This window comes from Arthrobacter sp. AOP29-A2-19 (assembly GCF_058138025.1).
In genome coordinates this window covers 3,276,337-3,298,040 of record NZ_CM176894.1, presented here as the reverse complement: position 1 = coordinate 3,298,040, position 21,704 = coordinate 3,276,337, and the positions used below count along the sequence as shown (strand labels likewise).

21 protein-coding genes and 1 tRNA gene are annotated in these 21,704 nt (G+C 69.4%); 16 read left to right on the top strand and 6 right to left on the bottom strand.

From position 1 onward, the window contains the following. Nucleotides 1-55: 55 nt before the first annotated feature. The 4 genes from pstS (at nucleotide 56) to pstB (ending at nucleotide 4,225) form a co-directional block, all read left to right on the top strand. Entirely contained in the window at nucleotides 56-1,171 is a 1,116-nt protein-coding gene (pstS, locus tag AC3ZJJ_RS15205) for a phosphate ABC transporter substrate-binding protein PstS (protein WP_489892658.1), read from the top strand. Between the two features lie 190 nt (nucleotides 1,172-1,361). Continuing rightward, a complete protein-coding gene (gene pstC / locus AC3ZJJ_RS15200; RefSeq protein ID WP_489892657.1) occupies nucleotides 1,362-2,294 on the top strand; it encodes a phosphate ABC transporter permease subunit PstC in 933 nt (310 codons plus the stop codon). After that, nucleotides 2,294-3,415, top strand: a complete 1,122-nt coding sequence (gene pstA / locus AC3ZJJ_RS15195; protein WP_489892656.1) for a phosphate ABC transporter permease PstA — start codon at nucleotides 2,294-2,296, stop codon at nucleotides 3,413-3,415. The genes pstC and pstA overlap by 1 nt, the downstream gene beginning before the upstream one ends. 30 nt (nucleotides 3,416-3,445) lie before the next feature. Next, complete coding sequence (gene pstB, locus AC3ZJJ_RS15190) at nucleotides 3,446-4,225, top strand: phosphate ABC transporter ATP-binding protein PstB (RefSeq protein WP_489892655.1); 780 nt, start codon at nucleotides 3,446-3,448, stop codon at nucleotides 4,223-4,225. Between the two features lie 167 nt (nucleotides 4,226-4,392). Here pstB and AC3ZJJ_RS15185 read toward each other — a convergent pair whose 3' ends face one another. From AC3ZJJ_RS15185 to AC3ZJJ_RS15175, 3 genes are all read right to left on the bottom strand, one after another. Then, entirely contained in the window at nucleotides 4,393-5,409 is a 1,017-nt protein-coding gene (locus AC3ZJJ_RS15185) for an inorganic phosphate transporter (protein ID WP_489892654.1), read from the bottom strand. A gap of 6 nt (nucleotides 5,410-5,415) precedes the next feature. Beyond that, the gene (locus AC3ZJJ_RS15180; RefSeq protein ID WP_489892653.1) at nucleotides 5,416-6,033 is read right to left on the bottom strand and encodes a DUF47 domain-containing protein; all 618 of its coding nucleotides are present in this window, start codon (nucleotides 6,031-6,033) and stop codon (nucleotides 5,416-5,418) included. A gap of 234 nt (nucleotides 6,034-6,267) precedes the next feature. Continuing rightward, complete coding sequence (locus tag AC3ZJJ_RS15175) at nucleotides 6,268-6,927, bottom strand: hypothetical protein (RefSeq protein ID WP_489892652.1); 660 nt, start codon at nucleotides 6,925-6,927, stop codon at nucleotides 6,268-6,270. A 113-nt stretch (nucleotides 6,928-7,040) separates the two neighbouring features. Between AC3ZJJ_RS15175 and AC3ZJJ_RS15170 the strand changes: the two genes are divergently transcribed. The 3 genes from AC3ZJJ_RS15170 to AC3ZJJ_RS15160 all read left to right on the top strand — a co-directional run bounded on the left by AC3ZJJ_RS15170 (nucleotide 7,041) and on the right by AC3ZJJ_RS15160 (nucleotide 8,962). Further along, nucleotides 7,041-7,113: transfer RNA gene (locus tag AC3ZJJ_RS15170), tRNA-Lys, on the top strand. Between the two features lie 100 nt (nucleotides 7,114-7,213). Next, on the top strand, nucleotides 7,214-7,444 hold the full coding sequence (locus AC3ZJJ_RS15165; RefSeq protein ID WP_489892651.1) for a toxin-antitoxin system YwqK family antitoxin: 231 nt from the start codon (nucleotides 7,214-7,216) through the stop codon (nucleotides 7,442-7,444). A 204-nt stretch (nucleotides 7,445-7,648) separates the two neighbouring features. After that, nucleotides 7,649-8,962: an endonuclease/exonuclease/phosphatase family protein gene (locus tag AC3ZJJ_RS15160; protein ID WP_489892650.1), complete on the top strand. Its 1,314-nt coding sequence runs from the start codon at nucleotides 7,649-7,651 to the stop codon at nucleotides 8,960-8,962. Nucleotides 8,963-8,974: 12 nt separating this feature from the next. Here AC3ZJJ_RS15160 and AC3ZJJ_RS15155 read toward each other — a convergent pair whose 3' ends face one another. After that, nucleotides 8,975-9,547: a hypothetical protein gene (locus AC3ZJJ_RS15155; RefSeq protein ID WP_489892649.1), complete on the bottom strand. Its 573-nt coding sequence runs from the start codon at nucleotides 9,545-9,547 to the stop codon at nucleotides 8,975-8,977. Between the two features lie 74 nt (nucleotides 9,548-9,621). Between AC3ZJJ_RS15155 and AC3ZJJ_RS15150 the strand changes: the two genes are divergently transcribed. From AC3ZJJ_RS15150 to AC3ZJJ_RS15110, 9 genes are all read left to right on the top strand, one after another. Then, a complete protein-coding gene (locus tag AC3ZJJ_RS15150) occupies nucleotides 9,622-10,248 on the top strand; it encodes an alpha/beta hydrolase (protein ID WP_489892648.1) in 627 nt (208 codons plus the stop codon). 88 nt (nucleotides 10,249-10,336) lie between these two features. Then, on the top strand, nucleotides 10,337-11,209 hold the full coding sequence (locus tag AC3ZJJ_RS15145; RefSeq protein WP_489892647.1) for a hypothetical protein: 873 nt from the start codon (nucleotides 10,337-10,339) through the stop codon (nucleotides 11,207-11,209). Between the two features lie 99 nt (nucleotides 11,210-11,308). Further along, nucleotides 11,309-12,358 (top strand): M20/M25/M40 family metallo-hydrolase, encoded by a 1,050-nt coding sequence (locus AC3ZJJ_RS15140; RefSeq protein WP_489892646.1) that lies wholly within the window; start codon nucleotides 11,309-11,311, stop codon nucleotides 12,356-12,358. A 96-nt stretch (nucleotides 12,359-12,454) separates the two neighbouring features. Next, complete coding sequence (pta, locus tag AC3ZJJ_RS15135) at nucleotides 12,455-14,527, top strand: phosphate acetyltransferase (RefSeq protein WP_489892645.1); 2,073 nt, start codon at nucleotides 12,455-12,457, stop codon at nucleotides 14,525-14,527. Nucleotides 14,528-14,529: 2 nt separating this feature from the next. Continuing rightward, nucleotides 14,530-15,672 carry an acetate kinase gene (locus AC3ZJJ_RS15130; RefSeq protein ID WP_489892644.1) on the top strand — a complete coding sequence of 381 codons (1,143 nt, stop codon included), beginning with the start codon at nucleotides 14,530-14,532 and terminating at the stop codon, nucleotides 15,670-15,672. Nucleotides 15,673-15,681: 9 nt separating this feature from the next. After that, the gene (locus AC3ZJJ_RS15125; protein ID WP_489892643.1) at nucleotides 15,682-16,242 is read left to right on the top strand and encodes a P-loop nucleotide/nucleoside kinase family protein; all 561 of its coding nucleotides are present in this window, start codon (nucleotides 15,682-15,684) and stop codon (nucleotides 16,240-16,242) included. Nucleotides 16,243-16,295: 53 nt separating this feature from the next. Next, on the top strand, nucleotides 16,296-18,062 hold the full coding sequence (locus tag AC3ZJJ_RS15120) for a dipeptide ABC transporter ATP-binding protein (RefSeq protein ID WP_489892642.1): 1,767 nt from the start codon (nucleotides 16,296-16,298) through the stop codon (nucleotides 18,060-18,062). Nucleotides 18,063-18,145: 83 nt separating this feature from the next. After that, nucleotides 18,146-18,328 carry a hypothetical protein gene (locus tag AC3ZJJ_RS15115; RefSeq protein WP_489892641.1) on the top strand — a complete coding sequence of 61 codons (183 nt, stop codon included), beginning with the start codon at nucleotides 18,146-18,148 and terminating at the stop codon, nucleotides 18,326-18,328. 235 nt (nucleotides 18,329-18,563) lie between these two features. Further along, a complete protein-coding gene (locus AC3ZJJ_RS15110; RefSeq protein WP_489892640.1) occupies nucleotides 18,564-19,661 on the top strand; it encodes a hypothetical protein in 1,098 nt (365 codons plus the stop codon). A gap of 37 nt (nucleotides 19,662-19,698) precedes the next feature. On the opposite strand, the gene AC3ZJJ_RS15105 is transcribed toward AC3ZJJ_RS15110, so the two are convergent. Together AC3ZJJ_RS15105 and AC3ZJJ_RS15100 are read right to left on the bottom strand one after the other, a co-directional pair. Next, nucleotides 19,699-20,664, bottom strand: a complete 966-nt coding sequence (locus tag AC3ZJJ_RS15105) for an ABC transporter permease (RefSeq protein WP_489892639.1) — start codon at nucleotides 20,662-20,664, stop codon at nucleotides 19,699-19,701. Next, nucleotides 20,661-21,665 carry an ABC transporter permease gene (locus AC3ZJJ_RS15100; protein ID WP_489892638.1) on the bottom strand — a complete coding sequence of 335 codons (1,005 nt, stop codon included), beginning with the start codon at nucleotides 21,663-21,665 and terminating at the stop codon, nucleotides 20,661-20,663. Before AC3ZJJ_RS15100 ends, AC3ZJJ_RS15105 begins: the two co-directional genes overlap by 4 nt. Nucleotides 21,666-21,704: the final 39 nt, after the last annotated feature.

Here is a 21,704-nt window from a genome sequence, read left to right as displayed (position 1 = left end):
GCCATCCGCGCCACCAAGGCCGATCCCCACCGATCCGTTCAAAGAAGGAAAACTCGTGAAGGTTACCCGCCTCGGCAAAGCCGCAGCCGTTCTCTCCGTCGCCGCGCTTGGCCTGACTGCCTGCGGCTCGGACAACGCCACCGGCACCACCCCGTCGTCCGCCGACGGCTCCCCCTCCGGCGCGTCGGTCACCGGTACGCTCACCGGCATCGGCGCCTCGTCGCAGAAGTCCGCCATGGACGCCTGGAAGGCCGGCTTCGAATCCGCCAACTCCGACGTCACCGTGCAGTACTCCCCGGACGGATCCGGCGCGGGCCGCGAGGCGTTCCTCGCCGGCGGCGCCCAGTTCGCCGGTTCCGACGCATACCTGAAGGACGAGGAGCTGGAGAGCGCCAAGGAGTTCTGCGGACCGGACGGGGCCTTCAACATCCCGGCCTACATCTCCCCGATCGCCGTCGCGTACAACCTCGAGGGCGTCGACGAGCTGAAGCTGGACGCCGACACGATCGCGAAGATCTTCAAGAAGGAAATCACCACCTGGAACGACGAGGCGATCGCGGCCCAGAACGAGGGGGTCGAGCTCCCGGACACCGCCATCACCGTGGTGCACCGCAACGACGAGTCCGGCACGACCGAGAACTTCGTCGAGTACCTCGCCGCCGCCGCCAAGGACGTCTGGACCTACGAGGTCTCCGGCGACTGGCCGTCCGACATCCAGTCCGAGAACGCCAAGGGCACCTCCGGCGTCGTCTCCACAACCACCTCCACCCCGGGCGCCATCACCTACGCGGACGCCTCCGCGGTCGGCGACCTCGGCGTCGTCTCCGTCAAGGTTGGCGAGGAGTACACCCAGCTGTCCTCCGAGGCGGCCGCCAAGGCCGTCGAGACCGCGACTGCGGTCGAGGGGCGCAGCGACGTCGACATGTCCCTGGATCTGGAGCGCGACACCACCGAGTCGGGCGCCTACCCGATCATCCTCGTGAGCTACCACATCTACTGCTCCACCTACAAGGACCAGGAGACTGTCGACCTGGTCAAGGCCTGGGGCGAGTACGTCGTAAGCGAAGAGGGCCAGGAAGCGGCCGCGGGCTCGGCGGGCAACGCCCCGATCTCCGACTCGCTGCGCGAGAAGGCCCTCGCGGCCCTCGAGTCCATCAAGGTCGCGTCCTAGCCGGAGGAAATCGCGCGGGCTCCGCCCCTGCCCGTGTTGTACTGAAGAAGAAGTAAACGAAGTGGGCGGTCCCGCCCCGAGCGACGCTGGTCGCCGGGACGGGACCGGCCGTTCGTCCCCTCAAGATAGTGCGGCCGCCAGCCGGATCCCCCCATTGGCAGCGGACGCCACCACGGACCGAAAGGTCAAAATGACTACCAGTGCGCTGAAAAGCCGCGGAACGTCCGGACAGGCCGGAGACAAGATCTTCTCCCGCCTCTCCCTGTCCGCCGGCATCCTCATCCTGGTGACGCTGTTTGCCGTTGCCATGTTTCTCCTTGTGCAGGCCCTCCCCGCCTTCCAGGCGGATCCCGCCGACATCAGCGGGGGCGAAGGCTTCCTCAACTACATTTGGCCCATCGTTGTGGGCACGATCATCGCGGCGGCGATCGCGATCCTCATCGCGACGCCGATCGGCATCGGCGTCGCCCTCTTCATCTCCCACTACGCGCCGCGGCGGTTCGCCGCCGGCCTCGGCTACGTGATCGATCTCCTCGCGGCGATCCCCTCCGTGATCTACGGAGCGTGGGGCTACATGGTCCTGGCGCCCGCCCTGGTTCCCGCCTACGAGTGGCTCGCGCAGAACATGGGCTTCATTCCACTGTTCGAGGGGCCCGCGAGCCAGACGGGCAAGACGATGCTCACCGCGGGCATCGTGTTGGCCGTGATGGTGCTGCCCATCATCACCTCGCTCAGCCGGGAGATCTTCCTGCAGGCCCCCAGCCTCCACGAGGAGGCCGCGCTGGCGCTCGGCGCCACGCGCTGGGAAATGATCCGCATGGCGGTGCTGCCCTTCGCCCGCCCCGGCATCATCTCCGCCGTGATGCTGGGCCTCGGGCGCGCGCTGGGCGAGACCATGGCAGTCGCCCTGGTCCTCTCCACCGGCAGCCTGATCCCGTCGCTGATCAAGACCGGCAACCAGACCATCGCCGCGGAAATCGCGCTGAACTTCCCCGAGGCGTTCGGTCTGCGCCTTGCCGAGCTCATCGCCGCGGGCCTGGTGCTGTTCGTCATCACGCTCGCCGTCAACATGATCGCCCGCTGGATCATTGCCCGGCACAAGGAATTCTCGGGAGCCAACTGATGAGCAACGCAACCACGACCCTTCCCGAAACCACGCCGTCCCGGCGCAATCGGCTCTCCAAGGGCCGGCTCCCGTCCTGGGCCATCCCCGCGGTCGGCGCGGGCTCCCTGATCCTTGGCGCGGCGCTGTCCTCGCTCGCGGGCTTCAGCATCGCGACGTTCCTGATCTTTTCCGCCGTCGTCTTCGTCGTCGCGGCGACCGCCACCACCGTTGTGGTCGAGGGCGGCCGGCAGGGCCGGAACGCCTTCGCCACCTACCTCGTCTACGGCGCGTTCCTTGTGGCGCTCGTCCCGCTGATCTCGGTCATCTGGACGGTGCTGGAGCGCGGCATGCCCGGCATGACCTCGGACTTCCTGTTCACTTCCATGAACGGCATGACGGGTGCGGTGGACAACGAGTCCGTCGAGGCCGGAACCGGTGTGCTCGGCGGCGCGTACCACGCCGTCGTCGGAACGCTCCTGATCACGCTGTGGTCCACGGTCATCTCCGTGCCCATCGGCATGCTGACGGCCATCTACCTCGTGGAATACGGCAAGAACGGCGCCCTGTCGCGGGGCATCACGTTCTTCGTCGACGTGATGACCGGCATTCCGTCCATCGTGGCGGGCCTGTTCGCGGCCGCGCTCTTCGGCATCCTGTTCGGGCCCAGCACCCGCATGGGCATCGTCGCCGCCGTCGCCCTGTCCGTCCTGATGATCCCCACCGTGGTCCGTTCGACGGAGGAAATGCTCAAGATCGTGCCGAACGAGCTGCGCGAGGCCGCCTACGCCCTCGGCGTGCGCAAGTGGCGCACCATCACCAAGGTGGTCATCCCGACGGCGATCTCCGGCATCGCCTCCGGCGTCACCCTGGCCATCGCCCGCGTCATCGGCGAAACCGCGCCGATCCTCGTGACGGCCGGCCTGGCGGACAACATCAACTGGGACGTCTTCGACAACTGGATGGCGACCCTGCCGACGTTCATCTACTACCAGATCCTGACGCCGACGTCGCCGACGAACATCGACCCCAGCGCGCAGCGCGCGTGGGCCGCGGCCCTGCTGTTGATCGCCATGGTCATGGTGCTCAACCTCGGCGCCCGCCTGATCGCACGCATGTTCGCCCCCAAGACCGGCCGCTAGGCCCCAAGAATTCAGCTAAGGAATATCCCCATGTCCAAGCGCATCGACGTCAAAGACCTCAATGTCTTCTACGGCAACTTCATGGCCGTCGAGGACGTCAACATCAATATCGAAGCCAAGTCCGTGACGGCCTTCATCGGCCCGTCCGGCTGCGGCAAGTCCACGTTCCTCCGCACGCTGAACCGCATGCACGAGGTCATCCCCGGCGCCCGCGTCGAGGGCGAGGTCCTCCTCGACGGAGACAACCTCTACGACTCCGGCGTGGACCCGGTGACGGTCCGCAGCCAGATCGGCATGGTCTTCCAGCGGCCCAACCCGTTCCCAACCATGTCCATCCGCGACAACGTCCTGGCCGGCGTCAAGCTGAACTCCAAGCGCATCAGCAAGTCCGACGCCGACGAACTGGTCGAGCGCTCGCTGCGGGGAGCGAACCTGTGGAACGAGGTCAAGGACCGGCTCGACAAGCCGGGCTCCGGGCTGTCCGGCGGACAGCAGCAGCGCCTGTGCATCGCCCGGACCATCGCGGTGAAGCCCGAGGTGATCCTCATGGACGAGCCGTGCTCGGCCCTGGACCCGATCTCGACGCTCGCCATCGAGGACCTCATCAACGAGATGAAGAACGACTACACGGTGGTGATCGTCACGCACAACATGCAGCAGGCGGCCCGCGTCTCCGACAGGACCGCGTTCTTCAACATCGCGGGCACGGGCAAGCCGGGCAAGCTCATCGAGTTCGACGACACCGCCACCATCTTCAGCAACCCCTCCGTCAAGGCGACGGAGGACTATGTCTCGGGCCGCTTCGGATAGGCCCCACAGCGTTCCCCGCCGAGTGTAGCCACCCGGCGGGGACGGCCCTGAAGGGGGATCTTCAGGGGATCTTGAGGGGGATCGACGGCGGGTGCCGGCTTCTGGCCGGCACCCGCCGTTTCCTTGTGTGGCGGCAGCCGCAGTGGCCGCCGTGCCGCCGGCGGGCGCTACGCGAGCAGCGGGTGGATGGCGAGGAACAGGATGCCCGCGAGGGCCCCGCAGACCAGGGGCGTGGCGAGCCAGTACCGGATCACGAGCAGGGCGTTGCGCCACATGACCGTCTCGAAGGGCTGGTTGGCGCCGGCACCAACGGTGGCACTGGTGACCGCCTGCGTGGTGGACAGCGGCAGGTGCAACACCATGGAGCCCAGGTACAGCATCGCCGCGGAGACCGTGTGGGCCGTCATGCCCCGCATCGGGTCCACGGAGACCAGCCGGTAGCCGATGGTGTGGGCGATCCGCCAGCCGCCGCCCAGGGCGCCCGCCGCCAGGAACGCCGCGCCGGCGAGCTGCGCGCCGAGGGGAATGGCTCCGGGTTCGACGGCGTGTGCCGTCACCAGAGCCAACGTGATCAGGGCGCCGGTGCGCTGCCCGTCCTGCAAGCCGTGGCCCAACGCGACGGCGCAGGCCCCGATGCCCTGTCCGGCACGCCCGATGCGGTTGACGTCCCCAGACGTGGAGTGTCGCAATAACCACGTCGCGGGCACCACAAGAACGTACGCGACGAGGTAGCCCACCACGGGGGTCACGACCAGCGGGAGCACAACGCCGAGCAGGATCATGGTGACCGCGCCGTGCATGCCGTCGCCGCCCAGGATCGCGGAGGCACCGCTCGCCCCGGCCAGCGCGGAGATCACGGCGTGGGTGGAGGACGTGGGCATGCCCTTCCACAGGCAGTACAGCCCCCAGCCGCCGGCCGCCGCGAGCCCCGCGAGCAGGAGCCCCAGGCCCAGCGTCCCGTCGGGCACGTTCAGTGCCACGGCGGACACCAGATAGGTTCCGAAACTGGTGCTGAGCATGGTGCCCATAAAGACGAACAGGGCGGTGGTCAGCACGGCGACCGTGGGTGTCAGTGCCCTGGTCCGCACCGCGGTCGCCACGGAATTGGAGGCATCGCGGAAGCCGTTCAGGAACGCGTACCCACAGGTGGCCGCGACAACGACGGCCAGCAACGCGGCATCCATTCCCGCTCAGGATTCCTTGACCAGGACCCGGCCGAGGTGGTCGGCGACCGCCCGGAGGGAATTGGCGGCGCCCAGGAGCTGTTCCGCGACCGAGCGGTGCTTGATGACCGTCGACGCCTTCTGGAGGTCGCTGAGCTCGCCCATCCACGTCCTGTGGGTGCGGAAGGCGCGCTTGGTGGTCCGAACCATCTGGAGCCACGTGTCCTCGAGATCGTCGAGGCGGTCCAGTTCGCCGATCGCTGCCGTGGTCAGCTCCGCCTGGCGTCCCAGGATCTCAAGCTGCTCGCCGGCGCGTTCGGACAACCACTTGACGCCCGGGTGGCCCATCAGTTCGCCCGCGCCGCACAGCCCCGCCACCACCTCGTGGAGGAGACGCGAGAACGTGTACAGGTCCTCCCGCGGCAGCGGGTTCACGAAGCTGGTGCGGAGATGTGTCAGCAGTGCGTAGTGCAGGTCCGTGGCCCGCGTCTCGGCGCGGTTCAGCTCGTCCGTCAGGTCCGGGCGGTCCTCGGAGATCGCCCCCAGTAGCTGAGACAGGATCTGGATGCAGTTCTGGACCTCCGCGCACAGGCCGAGCAGCAGTTCCAAGCCGCGGGTTTCCGAGGGAAACAGGCTGAATTTCACGAAGTAACCGCCAGTGTGTTTTCAAGGGGGAGCACGGATCGTCTCTCAGTGTACGCACCGCGGCTTAACGCGCCGTCCCGACATCTGGCGGTTTACGAGGGGCGGTGCCGAACCGGGAACGCCTCTCGGCGGAAGGCCGCTCGAAGCGGCTGCATGTTGGAGCCCGGGGTTACCGCGGTCCGACACCGCCTACAGTTTTCTCCCCGGCCGCCGGTCCTGTCAACACGGTCCGTCTCAGGCCAGTTCGTCTCGGCGCCATGCCTGCGCGGCGGCCTCGAGATCCTCCGCGGTCTTGACCAGCAGGTGGGAGTTGCGCGTCAATTTGCTCGCGTGGCCCTCGTTGGAGTGCTGAGCGGCGTCCGCGTGGTTCACCTGGCCAAGGGCCACGACCCTGCAGAACGCGGCGGCCCGCTCCAGCGCAACGTCGAAATCGCCGTCGAAAGCGCCCGAAAGGATCGAGTCTGCCATCGTGCGGAGCTCTTCGGCCCCGGGCGGCTCCGCGACGCCGGCCACCACGTGCTCCACCTGGGCGCGCTGGCGCCCCGCTGAGAAGTACGCGGACATCCGTTCCGGATCCTGGACGGTCACGGCCCGCAGGGCATAGAGGCGCCACAGCGCGCCGGGAAGGGACCTTGCCGGGCTCTCGGCCCACATTTCGGCGATCGCTTCGAGGCCCTCCTTGTCCGCCAAGGCCACGAGCCGTTCCGTGATGGCGGGGTCCTCGCTCGCCCGGCCGTGGTGGACCAGCGCCTGCGCGGCCAAGTGCGCGGCCTCCGAAACCCGGGCGGGGTCGGCGCCTCCGACGAACGGCTCGAAGTCCGCCGGAGCGAAGGGCTTGGGCTTGTGGTGTCGCGGAGGCCCTGATCCGCGACCGCGGGAATCGTTCGCTTCCATGGCAGGAACGATACTCCGAACGCGCCTCCGGATCGGCGCACGGGAGGGCGGGGTCACAACGCGGGACCGCCCTCCGCTTGCGCTAGCATGGTGTTCGGCCGTTTTGCGGCCGAGGGCCTTTAGCTCAGTTGGTAGAGCATCGGACTTTTAATCCGCGGGTCGCGGGTTCGATCCCCGCAGGGCCCACCCTCGGCGCCCCCGCGCCGGCCACGGCCGGCGCTGGGGGCGTTTTTTTGTGCGCGGCGGATCCCCGGATCCGCCGGCGCGGGACCGTAGGCTGGGCCACATGAACGAGCTCTTCAGGGACGGCAGCGTGGCGGCCGAGGGAGGCCACCGCGGCCCGAACAGGCACGGGCCCTGGAGGTTCTTCCATCGAAACGGCCTGCTCGCGTCCGAGGGCGAGTACGACGACGGAGTGCGCACCGGGACGTGGTCCACGTATTCGGAGGCCGGGAAGTTGCTGGAACGCGCCACTTTCCCCGGCCGGGCACACGCGGCGGACGGCGGCATGCGGTAGATATCGATCCCGCAACGATGGCGGAAGGCCGCGGGCAGGTTGCGGCCGCCGCCCGACTGAAGCATCAAGCCGCGGAAAGTCGGGCAAGGCGGCGGGTGGATCGCGTCCGACGGTCGGCCCCCCACAGGTCCGAACGGGCCTCGGGCGTCCACAGGGACCGCCGGCGGACATCTTGCCGCAATGCGGACGCCCTAGGCTTGCATCATGCGTTCGTTCCCCCGGGCGGTTCTTGCCCTCGTGTTGACTGCCTTGATGGCGGTCGGTGCGAGCGCGCCCGCATTCGCGGAACACACCACCTCGGATGAGCGGGACTTCATGAGCCAGAACATCGGCGCGGGCGGGGCCTGGAAGTGGTCCGAGCAATCCTCCCCCCACGCATCGGCGCCGGCGGGGGATCTCCGCGTGGCCACCTATAACGTCGCCCTCAACCGCGCGGCGGAGGGCGACCTGGTCTCGGACCTGACCAGCCCCAACAACGCGCAGGCGCAGGCGGTCGCCGAGGTCATCCAGCGCACCAACCCGGACGTGGTGCTGCTGAACGAGTTCGATTACGACGAGGGCCACGAGGCGGCCGGACTCTTCCGGGACAACTACCTCGCGGCCGGCCAAAACGGCCAGGACGGTGTCTCCTACCCGTACATGTACACGGCACCATCCAATACCGGCGTGCCCATCGGCGCCGACCTCGACGGGGACGGAACCGTGGGCGGGGCGGCGGACTCGTTCGGATTCGGCGACTTCCCCGGCCAGTTCGGCATGGTCCTCTACTCGAAGTATCCGATCCTCCAGGACCAGGTCCGCACCTTCCAAGGGTTCCTGTGGAAGGACATGCCCGACAACCTCATGCCGGCCGGCTACTACGGGCCTCTGGTGCGCAACGTCTTCCGGCTGAGCAGCAAGTCGCACTGGGATGTGCCGGTCGACGTCCACGGCGAGACCGTCCACTTGGTCGCGGCCCACCCCACCCCGCCGGTGTTCGACGGCGCCGAGCGCCGCAACGCCCGGCGCAACCACGACGAGATCCGGTTGCTGAACGACTACGTCGCCGGCGGCAGGGCCGCCTCCTACATCTATGACGACTCCGGCAAGACCGGAGGGCTGAGGGCCGGCGAGCGTTTTGTAGTCCTGGGGGACCTCAACGCCGATCCGGTGAACGGCGATTCGTATCGGGGCGCGGTCAACAAGCTGCTGGCCAATCCGGACCTGACGGACCCCCTTCCGTCGTCCAACGGGGCAGCCGCCCGCGTGACCGGCACCGGGTCGACGTCGGGGGCGCCGGAACTGTTGCCGAAGGACACCTCGAACGGCGCGGCACCGCTTCGGACCGCCGACTTCAGCGGTTCGGCGGGTCCCCTGCGCGTGGACTACGTCCTCCCGTCCAGAACGCTTGCGGTCGGCGCGGCGGGGGTCTTCTGGCCCGCCGCCGGCGAGGACGGAGCCGACCTGGTGGACGGCACACCCTCCCGCACCAGCGACCATCGACTCGTGTGGGTGGACGTCAGGCTCTCCGGCTCCTAGCCTTTCCCGCAGTTAGGCGGAGCCCGGCTCCGCGGGGTTGCGTCGCCACCGGAACGCATGGACGGTAAGCGCCGCGGTCATGGCCAGAGCCGCCGCCGTGATCAGCGCCGTCGTGATCGACGGAAGATACTGCAGCCGGGCCATCCTTTGCTGGGTCTCCGCCTCGTCCAAGGCCAGGCCGATCGGCTCGAGGCCGAAGTACATCGCGGCGTAGCCGGACTCCAGCTCACGGGTCGTCCACACGGCGGCGGCCGCGAAGATCGCACACACGACCCAGAGGGCCACCAGAAACGGATTCGGGAGGGGCCGGCTTCGCCTCGCTCCCGGGACCGGTTCGGCCGGCGGCGCGGCCTCGCCGTGCATGCGGATGCTCCCGGGCTCGTTGCCCTGCGGCTCCAACCCCTCGCTGTCGTCGTCCGCGTCCCGTGCGGTCGGCGCCGGACGTGCGTCGGCGGGTGGTGCGACCGCCGGAGGCATCCGTTCGGCGGTCCTTCGGGCGTCGGCCGGCCGACCGGTGTCCACCGGCGCGGATCCGGGCCGCTGGTAGGCGGCGTAGTGGAGACCGTCGGATTCGGCGTCGTTCATGTGGCCACCCTATGCCGCAGCGTGCGCGCGGGACAGCGGCCGCACCGCCGCGGCCCGCGGCCTAGGATGGCAGCATGCCCGACGCGATCTTCTCCAGGCCGCCGTCCGAGCGCCCCGGGACGCATCTGCTCCTGATGCTCCACGGCTATGGATCCTCCGATGCGGCCATGGCGCGGCACTTCGGGACGATGCCGCCGAACGTCACCGGTGCGGCGCTCCGCGGCAGCCTGGACGTGGGCGGGGAGCGCGGCTGGTTCTTGCTCGACTACTTCCTCACCCACGACTTCGCTGCGGTCGTCGCCTCGGCGCAGACGGTGCTGGACTTCCAGGACGCCCATGCGGGCACGTTCGCCTCGGTCAGCCTCCTCGGCTATTCGCAGGGCATGGCAATGGCCACGACCCTGCTTCGGCTGCGGCCCGGCGCCTACAGGGCCGCCGTCGGACTGAGCGGGTTTGTGCTGGACAACGACCTCCTGGCCATGACCGACCCGGACACCGGCGACCCGGCGGGCCGCACGCCGTTCTTCTGGGGGCGCGACCCGCTGGACCCCGTCATCAACCGGGCCGCCGTCGAGCACACCGCGCGGTGGCTGGAGGGGCACACGCGGCTGACTTCGCGGACCTACCCGGGCATGGGCCACACGATCGGCGCCGACGAGCTCCGGGACGTTGGCGCCTTCCTCCGCCACTATCTGGCCTAGTCCGCGGCCTCCGGTAACGCCGCGAAGGTTCCCGCGCCGAGCCAAGCCCTCGCCGTGCGCGCCCCGCGCCCCTAGAGTGGTGGATGTTATGAAAGACAAGATCACATCCGTAGTCCTCGGCCCAGACGGTAAGCCGGTACCGGGCATCCAAGGTGCCATTCTCAAGGCCATCGGCGTCCAGCGCCCGCTGGTCCTGGCGTATCTGGCCCGCCTGCGCCGGAAGCATCCGACCGACAGTGCGGCAGAACTGGCGCGCCTGATCGAACGCGACTACCTGGTGGCGGTCACCGGCGGCGGAGCGGCCGTTGGCGCCACCGCCGCCGTGCCGGGTGTGGGAACTGCAGCCTCGCTGGGCCTGTCGGCCGCGGCGACCGTGGGCTTCCTCGAGGCGAGCGCGTTGTACGCACAATCGCTGGCGGAGCTCCACGGCATCACGACGGACGATCCGGACAAGGCGCGCGCCCTGGTGATGGCCGTCCTGATGGGCGACGAGGGCAGTTCCATGATCGCCGCGCTGACCAACCAGGCGGCCGGCAAGGGAGTCGGCCCCGTCCAGGGTTGGGGCGCCGTGTTCGGCTCGAGTGGGCAGTCCGGCCTGTGGAGCGGAATCTCCGGGAACATCCAGAAGCAGTTCCTGCGGAAGATGCTCACCACGCAGGGCGCCTCGATGCTGGGCCGCGCCATTCCCTTTGGGATCGGTGCCGCCGTCGGCGGGGCGGGCAACCGCTTCCTGGGCAAGAAGGTCGTGGAGGCGGCGGCGCTGGCCTTCGGCCCGGTCCCGACGACCATCCCGGGGGAGCTGACCCGGGACGTCGAGCGCGCGGCCGGCCGGACGCCTCCCGGGCTGGTGCGGGGGCGGTCGGCCCGCCACAACGACGGCGACGACGCGGGCCGGCTCAGCGCCGAGGCGGACGTCGAGCGGGAAATCGAGGCCGAGCGCCGGCGTCGTTCCGGCCTCTGATCCTCACAGAAAGTTGTCAGGGGCACACACTTACCATCGCGCGAAGCGCGGCATAGGGTAACCGCACAAGCAACATTCCATGCCGACCGCGGAGCGCCCATGGCCACAACGTTGAACCGCCGGCGTCCCGCGGGGCGCCCCTTCCGGGCGATGGCCTGGGTGGCCGCCGCGGCCGCCGCGTCCCTGATGCTGGGGGGCTGCTCCACGCGCCCGGTGCTGGTGGTGGGCGCCGCGCCGGACAGCTCCGCGCTTCGGGAAGCGGTGACGCGGGACGCACTGGTGGAGCACCTGCAGGTGCTTCAGGATGCGGCCGACGCCAACGGCGGAAACCGCGCGTCGGGAACACCCGGCTACGAGGCCTCCGCCGCCTACGTCGAAACCCGCCTGCGGGAGGCCGGCTACGAACCGGTCCGCCAGGCGTTCAGCCATGAGGGCAGGGGCGATTCCGTCGTCGAAAGCTTCAATATCCTGGCGGACACGGGAGGGGACCCGGCGCGCACGGTCGTCATCGGCGCGCACCTGGACTCCGTCAGGCAGGGGCCGGGCATCAACGACAACGGCAGCGGGGTGGCGGCCGTTCTCGAGGTGGCGATCCGCCTGGCGGAGTCCGGTACGGTTCCCGCGAACATGATCCGCTTCGCCTTCTGGGGCGGGGAAGAGGATGGCCTCTACGGCTCCACGCACTACGTCGACGGGTTGTCCGACGCGCAGGCCAGGGAGCAGCTGGCGAACCTGAATTTCGACATGGTCGGATCGCCCAACGGGGCAGTCATGGTTTACGACGGCGACGCCGGACCCTTGGCCTTCGACGACCCGGCGCCCAAAGGATCCGCGGACGTCGAAAGGATCTTCCTGGACTACTTCGCCGCCCAGGGTGCCGCGGTGGAAAGCGTGGACTTCAACGACGATTCGGACTACCAGCCGTTCCTGGACCGGGACATACCGGTTGGCGGCCTCTTCACCGGCGACGAGGAGGCAAAGTCGGGTCCGGAGGCCGCGGCGCACGGCGGGACCCCGGACCTTGAGTACGACCCCTGCTACCACCGGAGCTGCGACACCCTGGACAACGTGGACGCCGACCTCCTGGAGGACATGGCCGACGCGTTGATGCACGCCGCGCTGGCACTGGGCTCGACCAAGTCCGGCTAGTCCGTTCCCGTGGCGCGGGGGGCCGCCGGGCCAAGCGGGAGGCGCCTGAGGCTACATTGGATAGGTAGCACCGCCACCCGCAGCAGAAGGAGCACCATGGCCCGCGGCCTGTACGTCAGCGCATCGACGTCGTCGAGCGGAAAGTCGCTGGTCACCCTCGGGCTGGCCGACATGCTCCACCGGCGGGCGGACCGGATCGGCTTTTTCCGGCCCATCGTCGAGGGCGGGGACGCGGGCGAGGACTCCGTCGTCGCGCTGATCAGGGACCTCTTCGGGATCGACGGGGCGCACGCCATCGCCGGGATGACCCGCGCGGAGGCCAGGGAACTGATCGTCGGCGGCAGGATCGAGGAGATCTATTCGCGATCGCTGGCGGCCTACGAGCAGATCGCCCGCGACGTCGACGTGGTCATCGTGGAGGGCACGGACCTGACCGGCCACGACTTCGCCGTCGAATTCGACCTCAACGCGCGCCTGGCCAACCACCTCGGCTGCCACGTGGTAGCCGTCGTGAGCGCGGCGGGCAAGACGGTCGCGGAGGCGGCCGACGCGGTCGACGTCGCGCGGGAGGCGTTCCACGAGGAGAAGGTCTCGCTGCTGTCGGTGATCGTTAACCGGGCGCGCACCGAGGACGCCGAGGACATCCGCGAGGCGGTCCGGCCGGGCCTGCACCGCCGGAAGGTCTACGTCCTGCCCGAACTCGAGGAGATCGTCCGCCCGACCGTCGGCGAGGTCTCGAAGGCGCTCGGCGCGCGGCTGATCGCCGGGCTGCCGGACCTCGACCGCGACGTCCGGCACGTGATCGTGGCCGCGATGAACGTGGGCTACCTGTTGGAGCGCTACCGCGACGGCGCCTTGGTGATCACCCCCGCCGACCGCTCGGACGTGATGGTCACCGCAGTCGCCACGTCCCGGACGCCGGGCTTCCCGTCCACCGCCGCCATGCTGCTGACCGGGCCGCGCCCGGTCGAGGACTCCGTGCTGCCGCTGCTGGCGGAGGCGCCCTTCCCGGTGTTCGCGGTCGAGGACGACACCTACACGTCAGCCCACCGCGTGTGGGACGTCAGCGGCGCCCTGAAGGCGGGCCAGCCCCGGAAGACGGCGGCGGCGCTGGGCAGCTGGTACCGCGAGGTCGACGAGGACGAGCTGCTGGAGCGCATCAGCCTGCCGGCGCCGGAGACCATGACGCCGCTGCGCTTCCTGCACCAGCTCATCGAACGCGCCCGCGCGGATCGGAAGCGGATCGTCCTCCCCGAGGGCGAGGACCTGCGTATCCTGCGCGCGGCGGAGATCATCCGGCGGCGGGACGTCTGCGACCTGGTCCTCCTGGGCCGCGCGTCCGAGGTGCGCGAGCTGGCGGCGCGGCACGGTGTGGACCTGGCCGGGATCGACGTGGTGGACCCGGAACGCAGCGACCTCCTGGAGCCGTTCGCCGCCGAATACGCCAAGCTGCGCGCCCACAAGGGAATCACCGCGGACCAGGCGCGCGAGCGGATGCTCGAGCGCTCCTACTTCGGGACCATGATGGTGCACCTGGGCGACGTGGACGGCATGGTGTCCGGCGCCGCGCACACCACGGCGAACACCATCCGGCCGTCTCTGGAGTTCATCAAGACCAAGCCCGGGGTGTCCATCGTCTCGTCGGTGTTCCTGATGCTGATGGCCGACCGCGTGCTGGTCTACGGGGACTGCGCGGTCAACCCCGAACCCAACGCGGAGCAGCTGGCGGACATCGCCGTGGCCTCCGCGGCGACCGCGAGGCAGTTCGGCGTCCGGCCGCGCGTGGCGATGCTCTCATACTCCACCGGAACGTCCGGTTCGGGCGGATCGGTCGACGATGTGCGGTCCGCCACGGAACTCGTCAGGGACCGCGAGCCGGACCTCGACATTGACGGCCCCATCCAGTACGACGCCGCCGTCGACGCCTCGATCGGCGCCTCCAAGCTGCCTGGGTCCGCCGTCGCGGGACAGGCGACGGTCTTTGTGTTCCCGGACCTCAACACGGGCAACAACACCTACAAGGCCGTTCAGCAGTCCGCCGGCGCCGTCGCCGTCGGGCCCGTCCTACAGGGACTGAACAAGGCCGTTAACGACCTTTCCCGCGGCTGCACCGTGGACGACATCGTCAACACCGTCGCCATCACGGCGATCCAGGCCCAGGAGTCCTAACCATGCGCGTGCTCGTCATCAATTCCGGCTCCTCCTCCCTGAAATACCAGGTCAGGGATACCGACACCCACGAGGTTCTGCTCTCCGGGCTGGTCGAGAAGATCGGCGAGGAGGTCCCGGACCACTCCGCCGCCTTGGACACCGTCGATGCGCATGTCCGCGACGTCCTCGGCGACACCGCCGTCGACGCCGTCGGGCACCGCGTGGTGCACGGCGGCGAGCGCTTCGCCGAGCCGGTGCTGATCACGTTCGAGATCACGCGCGCCATCGAGCGCCTGGCCCCGCTGGCGCCGCTCCACAACCCGGCCGCCGCCCTCGGCATCCGCGCCATCCTGGACCGCTGGCCGAAGATGCCCCAGGTGGCCGTGTTCGACACGGCCTTCCACCGGACGCTCCCGGAACACGCCTGGCGCTACGCCGTCCCGGACGCCCTTTACAAGGAGCACGGGGTCCGCCGCTACGGGTTCCACGGCACCAGCCACGACTACGTCACCGGCCGGGCCGCGGAACTGCTGGGGGTGGACCGCGGCAGCTTCAACGCGGTCGTCGCGCACCTCGGCAACGGGGCTTCCGCGACCGCCATCCGCGGCGGCCGCAGCGTGGACACGTCCATGGGGTACACGCCCCTCGAGGGGCTGGTGATGGGCACGCGGTCCGGCGACCTGGACCCGTCGATCATCACGCAGCTCATCATCCGCGGTGAATATACCGCCGAGGACATGGACCGGATCCTCAACAAGGACTCCGGACTCAAGGGGCTGTCGGGCAGGAACGACATGCGCGCCGTGGTCGAGGCCGCCGCCGAGGGGGACGACCGCGCCGAGCTAGCCCTGTCCATCGCGGCGTACCGGCTGCAGAAGTACATCGGCGCCTACCATGTGGCCGTCGGCGGGGCCCAGGCTATCGTCTTCACGGCCGGCATCGGCGAAAACTCGTGGCAGTTCCGGGAGCGCGTGGTCGCGGGACTGTCCGCGCTCGGGGTCGCCCTGGACCGGATGTCCAACGTCGAACGCTCCTCCGCCGCCCGGGTCGTCTCCGCCCCCGGGTCCGTCATTCCGGTGCTGGTTGTTCCCACCGACGAGGAGGCGGAGATCGCCCGGGCCACGGCCGAACTCGTGGGGGCGGACGGCGCGCCGCGGCCCTAGGCTAGTGCCATGACGACCGATTCCCCGCGGGCCGCACCGCGGCTGATTGTGTTCTGCGGGTTGCCCGGCGCGGGCAAGTCCTCGGTGGCGAACGCCCTGGCGCGCCGGATGGGGCTCCCCGTCCTTGGGGTCGACCCGCTGGAGGCTTCCCTGGTGGCCGCCGGAATCAACCAGAACCGGCAGCCCACCGGCCTGGCCGCATATTCTGCGGCGGAGGCCATGGCGGAGGCGCAACTGCGCAACGGTCTCGGCGTCGTGGTCGACGCGGTCAACGACGTGGCGGAGGCGCGCGGACAGTGGGTGCGGCTCGCGGCCCGGACCGGCGCCCGGCTCTCCTGGTTCGAGGTCGTCTGCTCGGATCCCACCACGCACCGCATGCGCCTGCAGAAGCGCCAGCGCACGGAGGATCCGCTGATCGGTGCGCCGACATGGGAATCGCTGAACCGGCGTCGTCGGCAGCTGGCGATCTGGCGGGATCCGCGGACGGTCTTGGATTCCCTGCACCACTCGCCCGAGGAGCTGGCCGTCATCGCCGAGCGTGCCCTGGAGCCGGTCGACACGACGGTGTGACGCCTCCTGTGACCACACTCACTTTTGGCGCGATCTAGGGCAGGATGGAACCCATGACCGAGAACCGCGCCGAGCCCGTCGACATCACACCGCAGGACAGCCCCGCCGGCGGCTCGCCGACCACCGTGTCCGCCCCGCCCTCCGCCCTCTTGGAGATCACCGACCTCGCGGTCAGCTTCACCACCATGCACGGAGAGGTCAAGGCGGTGGAGAAGGCGTCGCTGCGGCTTGAGGCCGGCCGCACGCTGGCCATCGTCGGGGAATCCGGCTCCGGAAAGTCGACGACCGCCATGGCGGCGATCGGCCTGCTCCCGGGCAATGGCCGCGTGGCCGCGGGCAGCATCATGTTCGACGGCCAGGAGCTCGTGGGCCTGCCGGAGTCCCGCATGCGCCCCATTCGGGGGCGGCAGATCGGCCTGGTGCCGCAGGATCCCATGTCCAATCTCAATCCGGTCACCAAGATCGGGCAGCAGGTCGCCGAGACGCTGCTGGTGCACGGCATGGCGACGTCGAAGGACGTCGACCGCAAGGTCATCGAGACGCTCGAGGCGGCCGGCCTGCCCGACGCCAAGGAGCGCGCCAAGCAGTACCCGCACGAGTTCTCCGGCGGCATGCGCCAGCGCGCCCTGATCGCCATCGGCCTGGCCTGCCGGCCCAGGCTGCTGATCGCCGACGAGCCCACCTCGGCGCTGGACGTCACGGTCCAGCAGACCATCCTCGACCAGATCCAGCGTATGACCGACGAGCTCGGGACGTCCGTCCTGCTGATCACCCACGACCTGGGCCTGGCAGCCGAGCGCGCCTCGGACCTGGTGGTCATGCACCGCGGAAAGGTCGTGGAGTCCGGCCCCGCCCGGCAGCTTCTGGAGGACCCGCAGCACCCCTATACCCGGTCCCTCGTCCGCGCGGCGCCCTCCGTGGCGGCAGTGCGGCTGCGGCCCGGCGCGTACACCGGCGATTCGGCGGCGCGCGCCGAGGCCGCGGCGGAGGCCGTCACCGGGACCGTTGGGCCGGAGGCGGCCACGGGAAACATCGTGGAGATCCGCGACCTGAACAAGGTCTACCGCCGCCGGGGGTCGAAGGAAGACTTCTACGCGGCCAAGGACGTGAGCCTGGACATCCCCCGGGGGTCCACCGTGGCCATCGTCGGAGAGTCCGGATCCGGCAAAACGACGACGGCCCGTATGCTGCTGAAGCTGATCGAGCCCACGAGCGGGACGATGACCTTCGACGGCATGGACGTCGCGACGCTCTCGAAGGCGCAACTGAAGGACTTCCGCCAGCGGGTGCAGCCCGTGTTCCAGGACCCGTACTCCTCGCTGAATCCGATGTTTACGATCGGACGGATCGTCGAGGAGCCGCTCACCACGTACAAGCGGGGCAACGCCAAGGAGCGCGCCGTCCGCGTCCGCGAGCTGATGGACCAGGTGTCCCTGCCCCATTCGATGCTGCGGCGGTACCCGGCCGAGCTTTCGGGCGGCCAGCGGCAGCGCGTGGCGATCGCCCGGGCGTTGGCGCTGAAGCCCGAACTGATCGTGTGCGACGAGCCCGTCTCCGCCCTCGACGTCCTGGTCCAGGCACAGATCCTCAAGCTCTTGGGGGAACTGCAGTCGGAGCTGGGGTTGAGCTACCTGTTCATCTCCCACGATCTCGCCGTGGTGCGCCTGATCTCCGACTACGTGTGTGTCATGAAGGACGGCGAGCTGGTGGAGGCGGCCAGCTCCGAGGAGATCTTCACCAACGCCCGGCACCCCTACACGCGGCGCCTGCTGGCCTCCATCCCGGGCAACGAGCTCGAAATCGATCCGGATGCCGCCTGATCCCCAGCGCCCCGACCAGGACGACGACGACCTCCGGCCGGAGCCGCAGGGCTTCGGCTTCCGGACGGGCGTGCGCAGCGCGCGTGGCGTTCGGGATAGCCGTCTTCCTGCTTGCGGTGGCCACCATGCTGCTGCTGCTCGGCGCAATCCTGGCGATCCAGGCCGAGGCCTGGTGGGCCTTGGCGGCCCTCGGCCTGTTGGAGCTCGGGTTCATCGGAGCGTTCTTGGCCCTGGCCGCCCGCGCCCGAGCCCGACGAAACCGCTAGCGCCCCGCCCCGTCCAACCCGGCCCCACTCAAACCTCCGGAAGTGGACATTTCCTAGCCTTATATGGCTTGGCACTGTCCACTTCCGGTGGCGTTGTAGCCGGGTGGAGGCGATGACGGCGTTGACGGCTCGGGCGGCGCCCGCACAGGCGGGCCCTCCGCCTGCGGTGGCCGGCATTTTCCACACCGGGCGCGTGCGTGCGACAGTGCTCCGGCTGTCCCGGCAGGGTGGTGCCATGGAGTTTCCGAAGGCCCGCATTGTCACGTCAGCATCCGTCCGGAGGGCCGGCGGCAGCCAGCGGTCCCTCAACCGCGAGTACGAATCGGGTGCCCTGGTCCGCCTGATGCGCGGCGTGTACGTCGACACCGACGCCTGGCTCGCCGCCACGCCCTGGGGCCGGTACGCGCTGACGACGGCGGGGCTGGCCCTCGCCGAGCACCGCTACGTCTTCTGCCGGGAGACCGCGCTTGCCCTGATGGGACTGCCGCTTACCTCCGTTCCGGAGCGCGTGCACGTCCTCGTCGGGCATCCCGCTCGGGTCGGCGCGCGCCGTGGCACCGTGTCCTATGCGACGCCGGAGCGCTCGCTGCTGCGCTGGCGCGGGTTGGCATCCTCCGGGGACCAAGACCGGTCGATGCCCGCGCGACTGCCCTCGGGCTTTCCGGTCACGGGCCACCTGCCGGACGGGCCCGGCAGGACACACGTGGACGCCGGCGCGCACGGGGTGCGGCTGCGGTGTACGGACCTGGAGGCCACCCTCGGCGACACGCTGGCCGAGCTCCGGCTCGACGCCGCCGCCGTCGTGCTGGATGCCGTGTTGGCGGGCGCCGTCCCTCTGGGCGGCGGCACCGTCACCCGCGACCGGCTGGTGGAACTGGCGCGGGCGCAGGCCTCCCAGGCGGCCACGAGGCGCGTGCTCGCCGCGGTACGTTTCGCCGACCCGGCGTCGGAATCCGCGGGGGAGTCCCGGAGCCGGGCGGTCATCCACCAGCTTGGGTTTGAGGCGCCGAGGCTGCAGCACGAGGTCTGGGACGCGAGGGGGCTCGTGGGCCGGGTCGACTTCTGGTGGCCCGGCTCCCGGGTGGTCGGCGAGTTCGACGGGCGGTTGAAGTACTCGCGCTCGCGGGAACTGTCCGGCATGGATGCCGCGGACGTGGTAGTCGAGGAGAAATTGCGCGAGGATCGGCTGCGCTCGGCCGGGTGCGGCGTCGTTCGTTGGGATTGGTCCGACCTGGAGGACCCGGCGCGCGTGTCGGCAAAGCTGGAGGCCGCCGGCATCCCGCGCTTCCGGCGCAAGAAACCCCGCGAAGTGGACATTTCCCCGGCTAACTAACCGTTGGGATGTCCACTTCGCGGGGTGGGGTGGTGAGCTAGCGCTGGCGGGACTTCGGGTCCAGCGCCTCGCGTAGGGACTCGCCCAAGAGGGTGAAGCCCAACGCCGTGATGGCGATGCAGATGCCCGGCAGGAACGCGAGCTGCGGTGCGATGCCGAGCTCCGACTGCGCGTACGTGAGCATGCGCCCCCATTCGGCCGTTTGCGGCAGCCCGCCGCCCAGGCCCAGGAACGACAGGGCGGCGGCGTCGATCACGGCCGTGGCCAGGGTCAGCGTCGCCTGGACGATGACCGGGCCCACGGAATTCGGCAGCAGGTGGCTCATGGTGATGGTCCGGCGGCTCAGTCCCAGGGTCTGCGCGGCCAGGATGTAGTCGGCACCCTTCTGCTGAAGCATGGAGGAGCGCAGCAGCCTGGCGAAGATCGGGACGGCCGAGACACCAATGGCGATCATCACGGCGAAGGCGCCCTGGCCCAAAACCGCCGCGATGGACACGGCAAGCAGCAGGTTCGGAACGGAGAGCAGGATGTCGACGAAGCGCATGATGACGTTGTCGACCCACCCCCCGAAGCCGCCGGCCAGCAGCCCAAGGATCATGCCGCCCACAAGACCCATGGCCGTGGACACAAGACCGATGGTCAGGGACGCCTGCGCGCCCCAGATGAGCTTCGAGAAGACGTCGCCGCCGAAGCGGTCCAGGCCCAGAATGAACCCGTCGATCTCCCCGGGCCCCGGGATGTGCGTCGGTGTGATCTCCGTGCGCCCGGGCAGGTCGTTGCCGCCGTAGGGCGCCAGGACCGGGGCCAACAGCGCCACCAGCAGGAACAGGAACACGATCACGGCGCCGGCGATGGCCGCCGGGTTGCGGCGCATGCGGATGAAGGCGTCGCGCCAGATGCTGGTGCCCTTGGACTGCGGGGCGCCGGGCGCCGGCGGCACCACGGGCTCGCCGGCCGGGGACAGTTCGGGCCCGCCGGGTGCGGGAGGAAGAGTCATGCTCATTGCACACGCACCCTCGGGTCGATGAGGCCGTAGGAAACGTCCACCAGCAGGTTGATCAGCGAGTAGATGATCGCGATGAAGATGATGAACCCCTGCAGCACGGGATAGTCGAGCGTAAAGATGGCATCGCGCAGGAATCTGCCGATGCCGTTGAAGGCGAACACCGTCTCCGTCAGCACGGCGCCCGAGATCAGCAGCCCCAGCTGGAGGCCGATCGTGGTGGTCACCGGCAGCATGGCGTTGCGCAGGATAAAGCGCTTCCTGATGAGGCTCCGCGTGAGGCCCTTCGCCCGCGCGGTGCGCACGTAGTCGGCGTTCATGACCTCAAGGACCGAGGCCCGGGTGATGCGCACGATGATCGCGAGCGGGATGGTTCCCAGGGCGATCCCCGGCAGGACCAGGTGCATAAACGCGTCCCAGGCGGCGTCCCACTCCTGCGTCATCAACCCGTCCAGGACGTAGAAGTCCGTGATGTGCGTCGCGTCGATGCGGGCGCTCTGCCTGCCGTCGGTCGGGAACCACGGAAGCTTGATGGCGAAGACCCACTTCAGGATGAACGCGAGAAAGAACACGGGGACCACGATGCCGAGCAGCGACAGCACCACGGACGAGTGGTCCTGCCACCTGCCGACGTTCCGCGCGGCCCAGTAGCCCATGGGGATGCCGATGCCGATCGCGAAGATCAGGGCCACGACCGTGAGCTCCAGCGTGGCGGGGAAGCGTGTGGCGAACTCCTCCAGCACGGGGCGCTGCGTCTGCAGGCTGGACCCGAAGTCGCCGGTCAGCAGCTTGCCCATGTACTGGAAGTACTGCTCGATGAGCGGACGGTCGAAGCCGTACGCGGCGTTGACGCGGGCGACGGCCTCGGGTGTGGCCTTGTCGCCGAGCAGTGCGGTTGCGGGGCCGCCGGGGAGATTGCGGACCCACAGGAACAGCAGGATGGAAAGTCCGATAAGGGTGGGGATCAGCAGCGAAATGCGCTTGCCGATGACTCTGAGCACGGTGGCCTCTCGAGAGTGGTGGAAAAGGGTACGACGGCG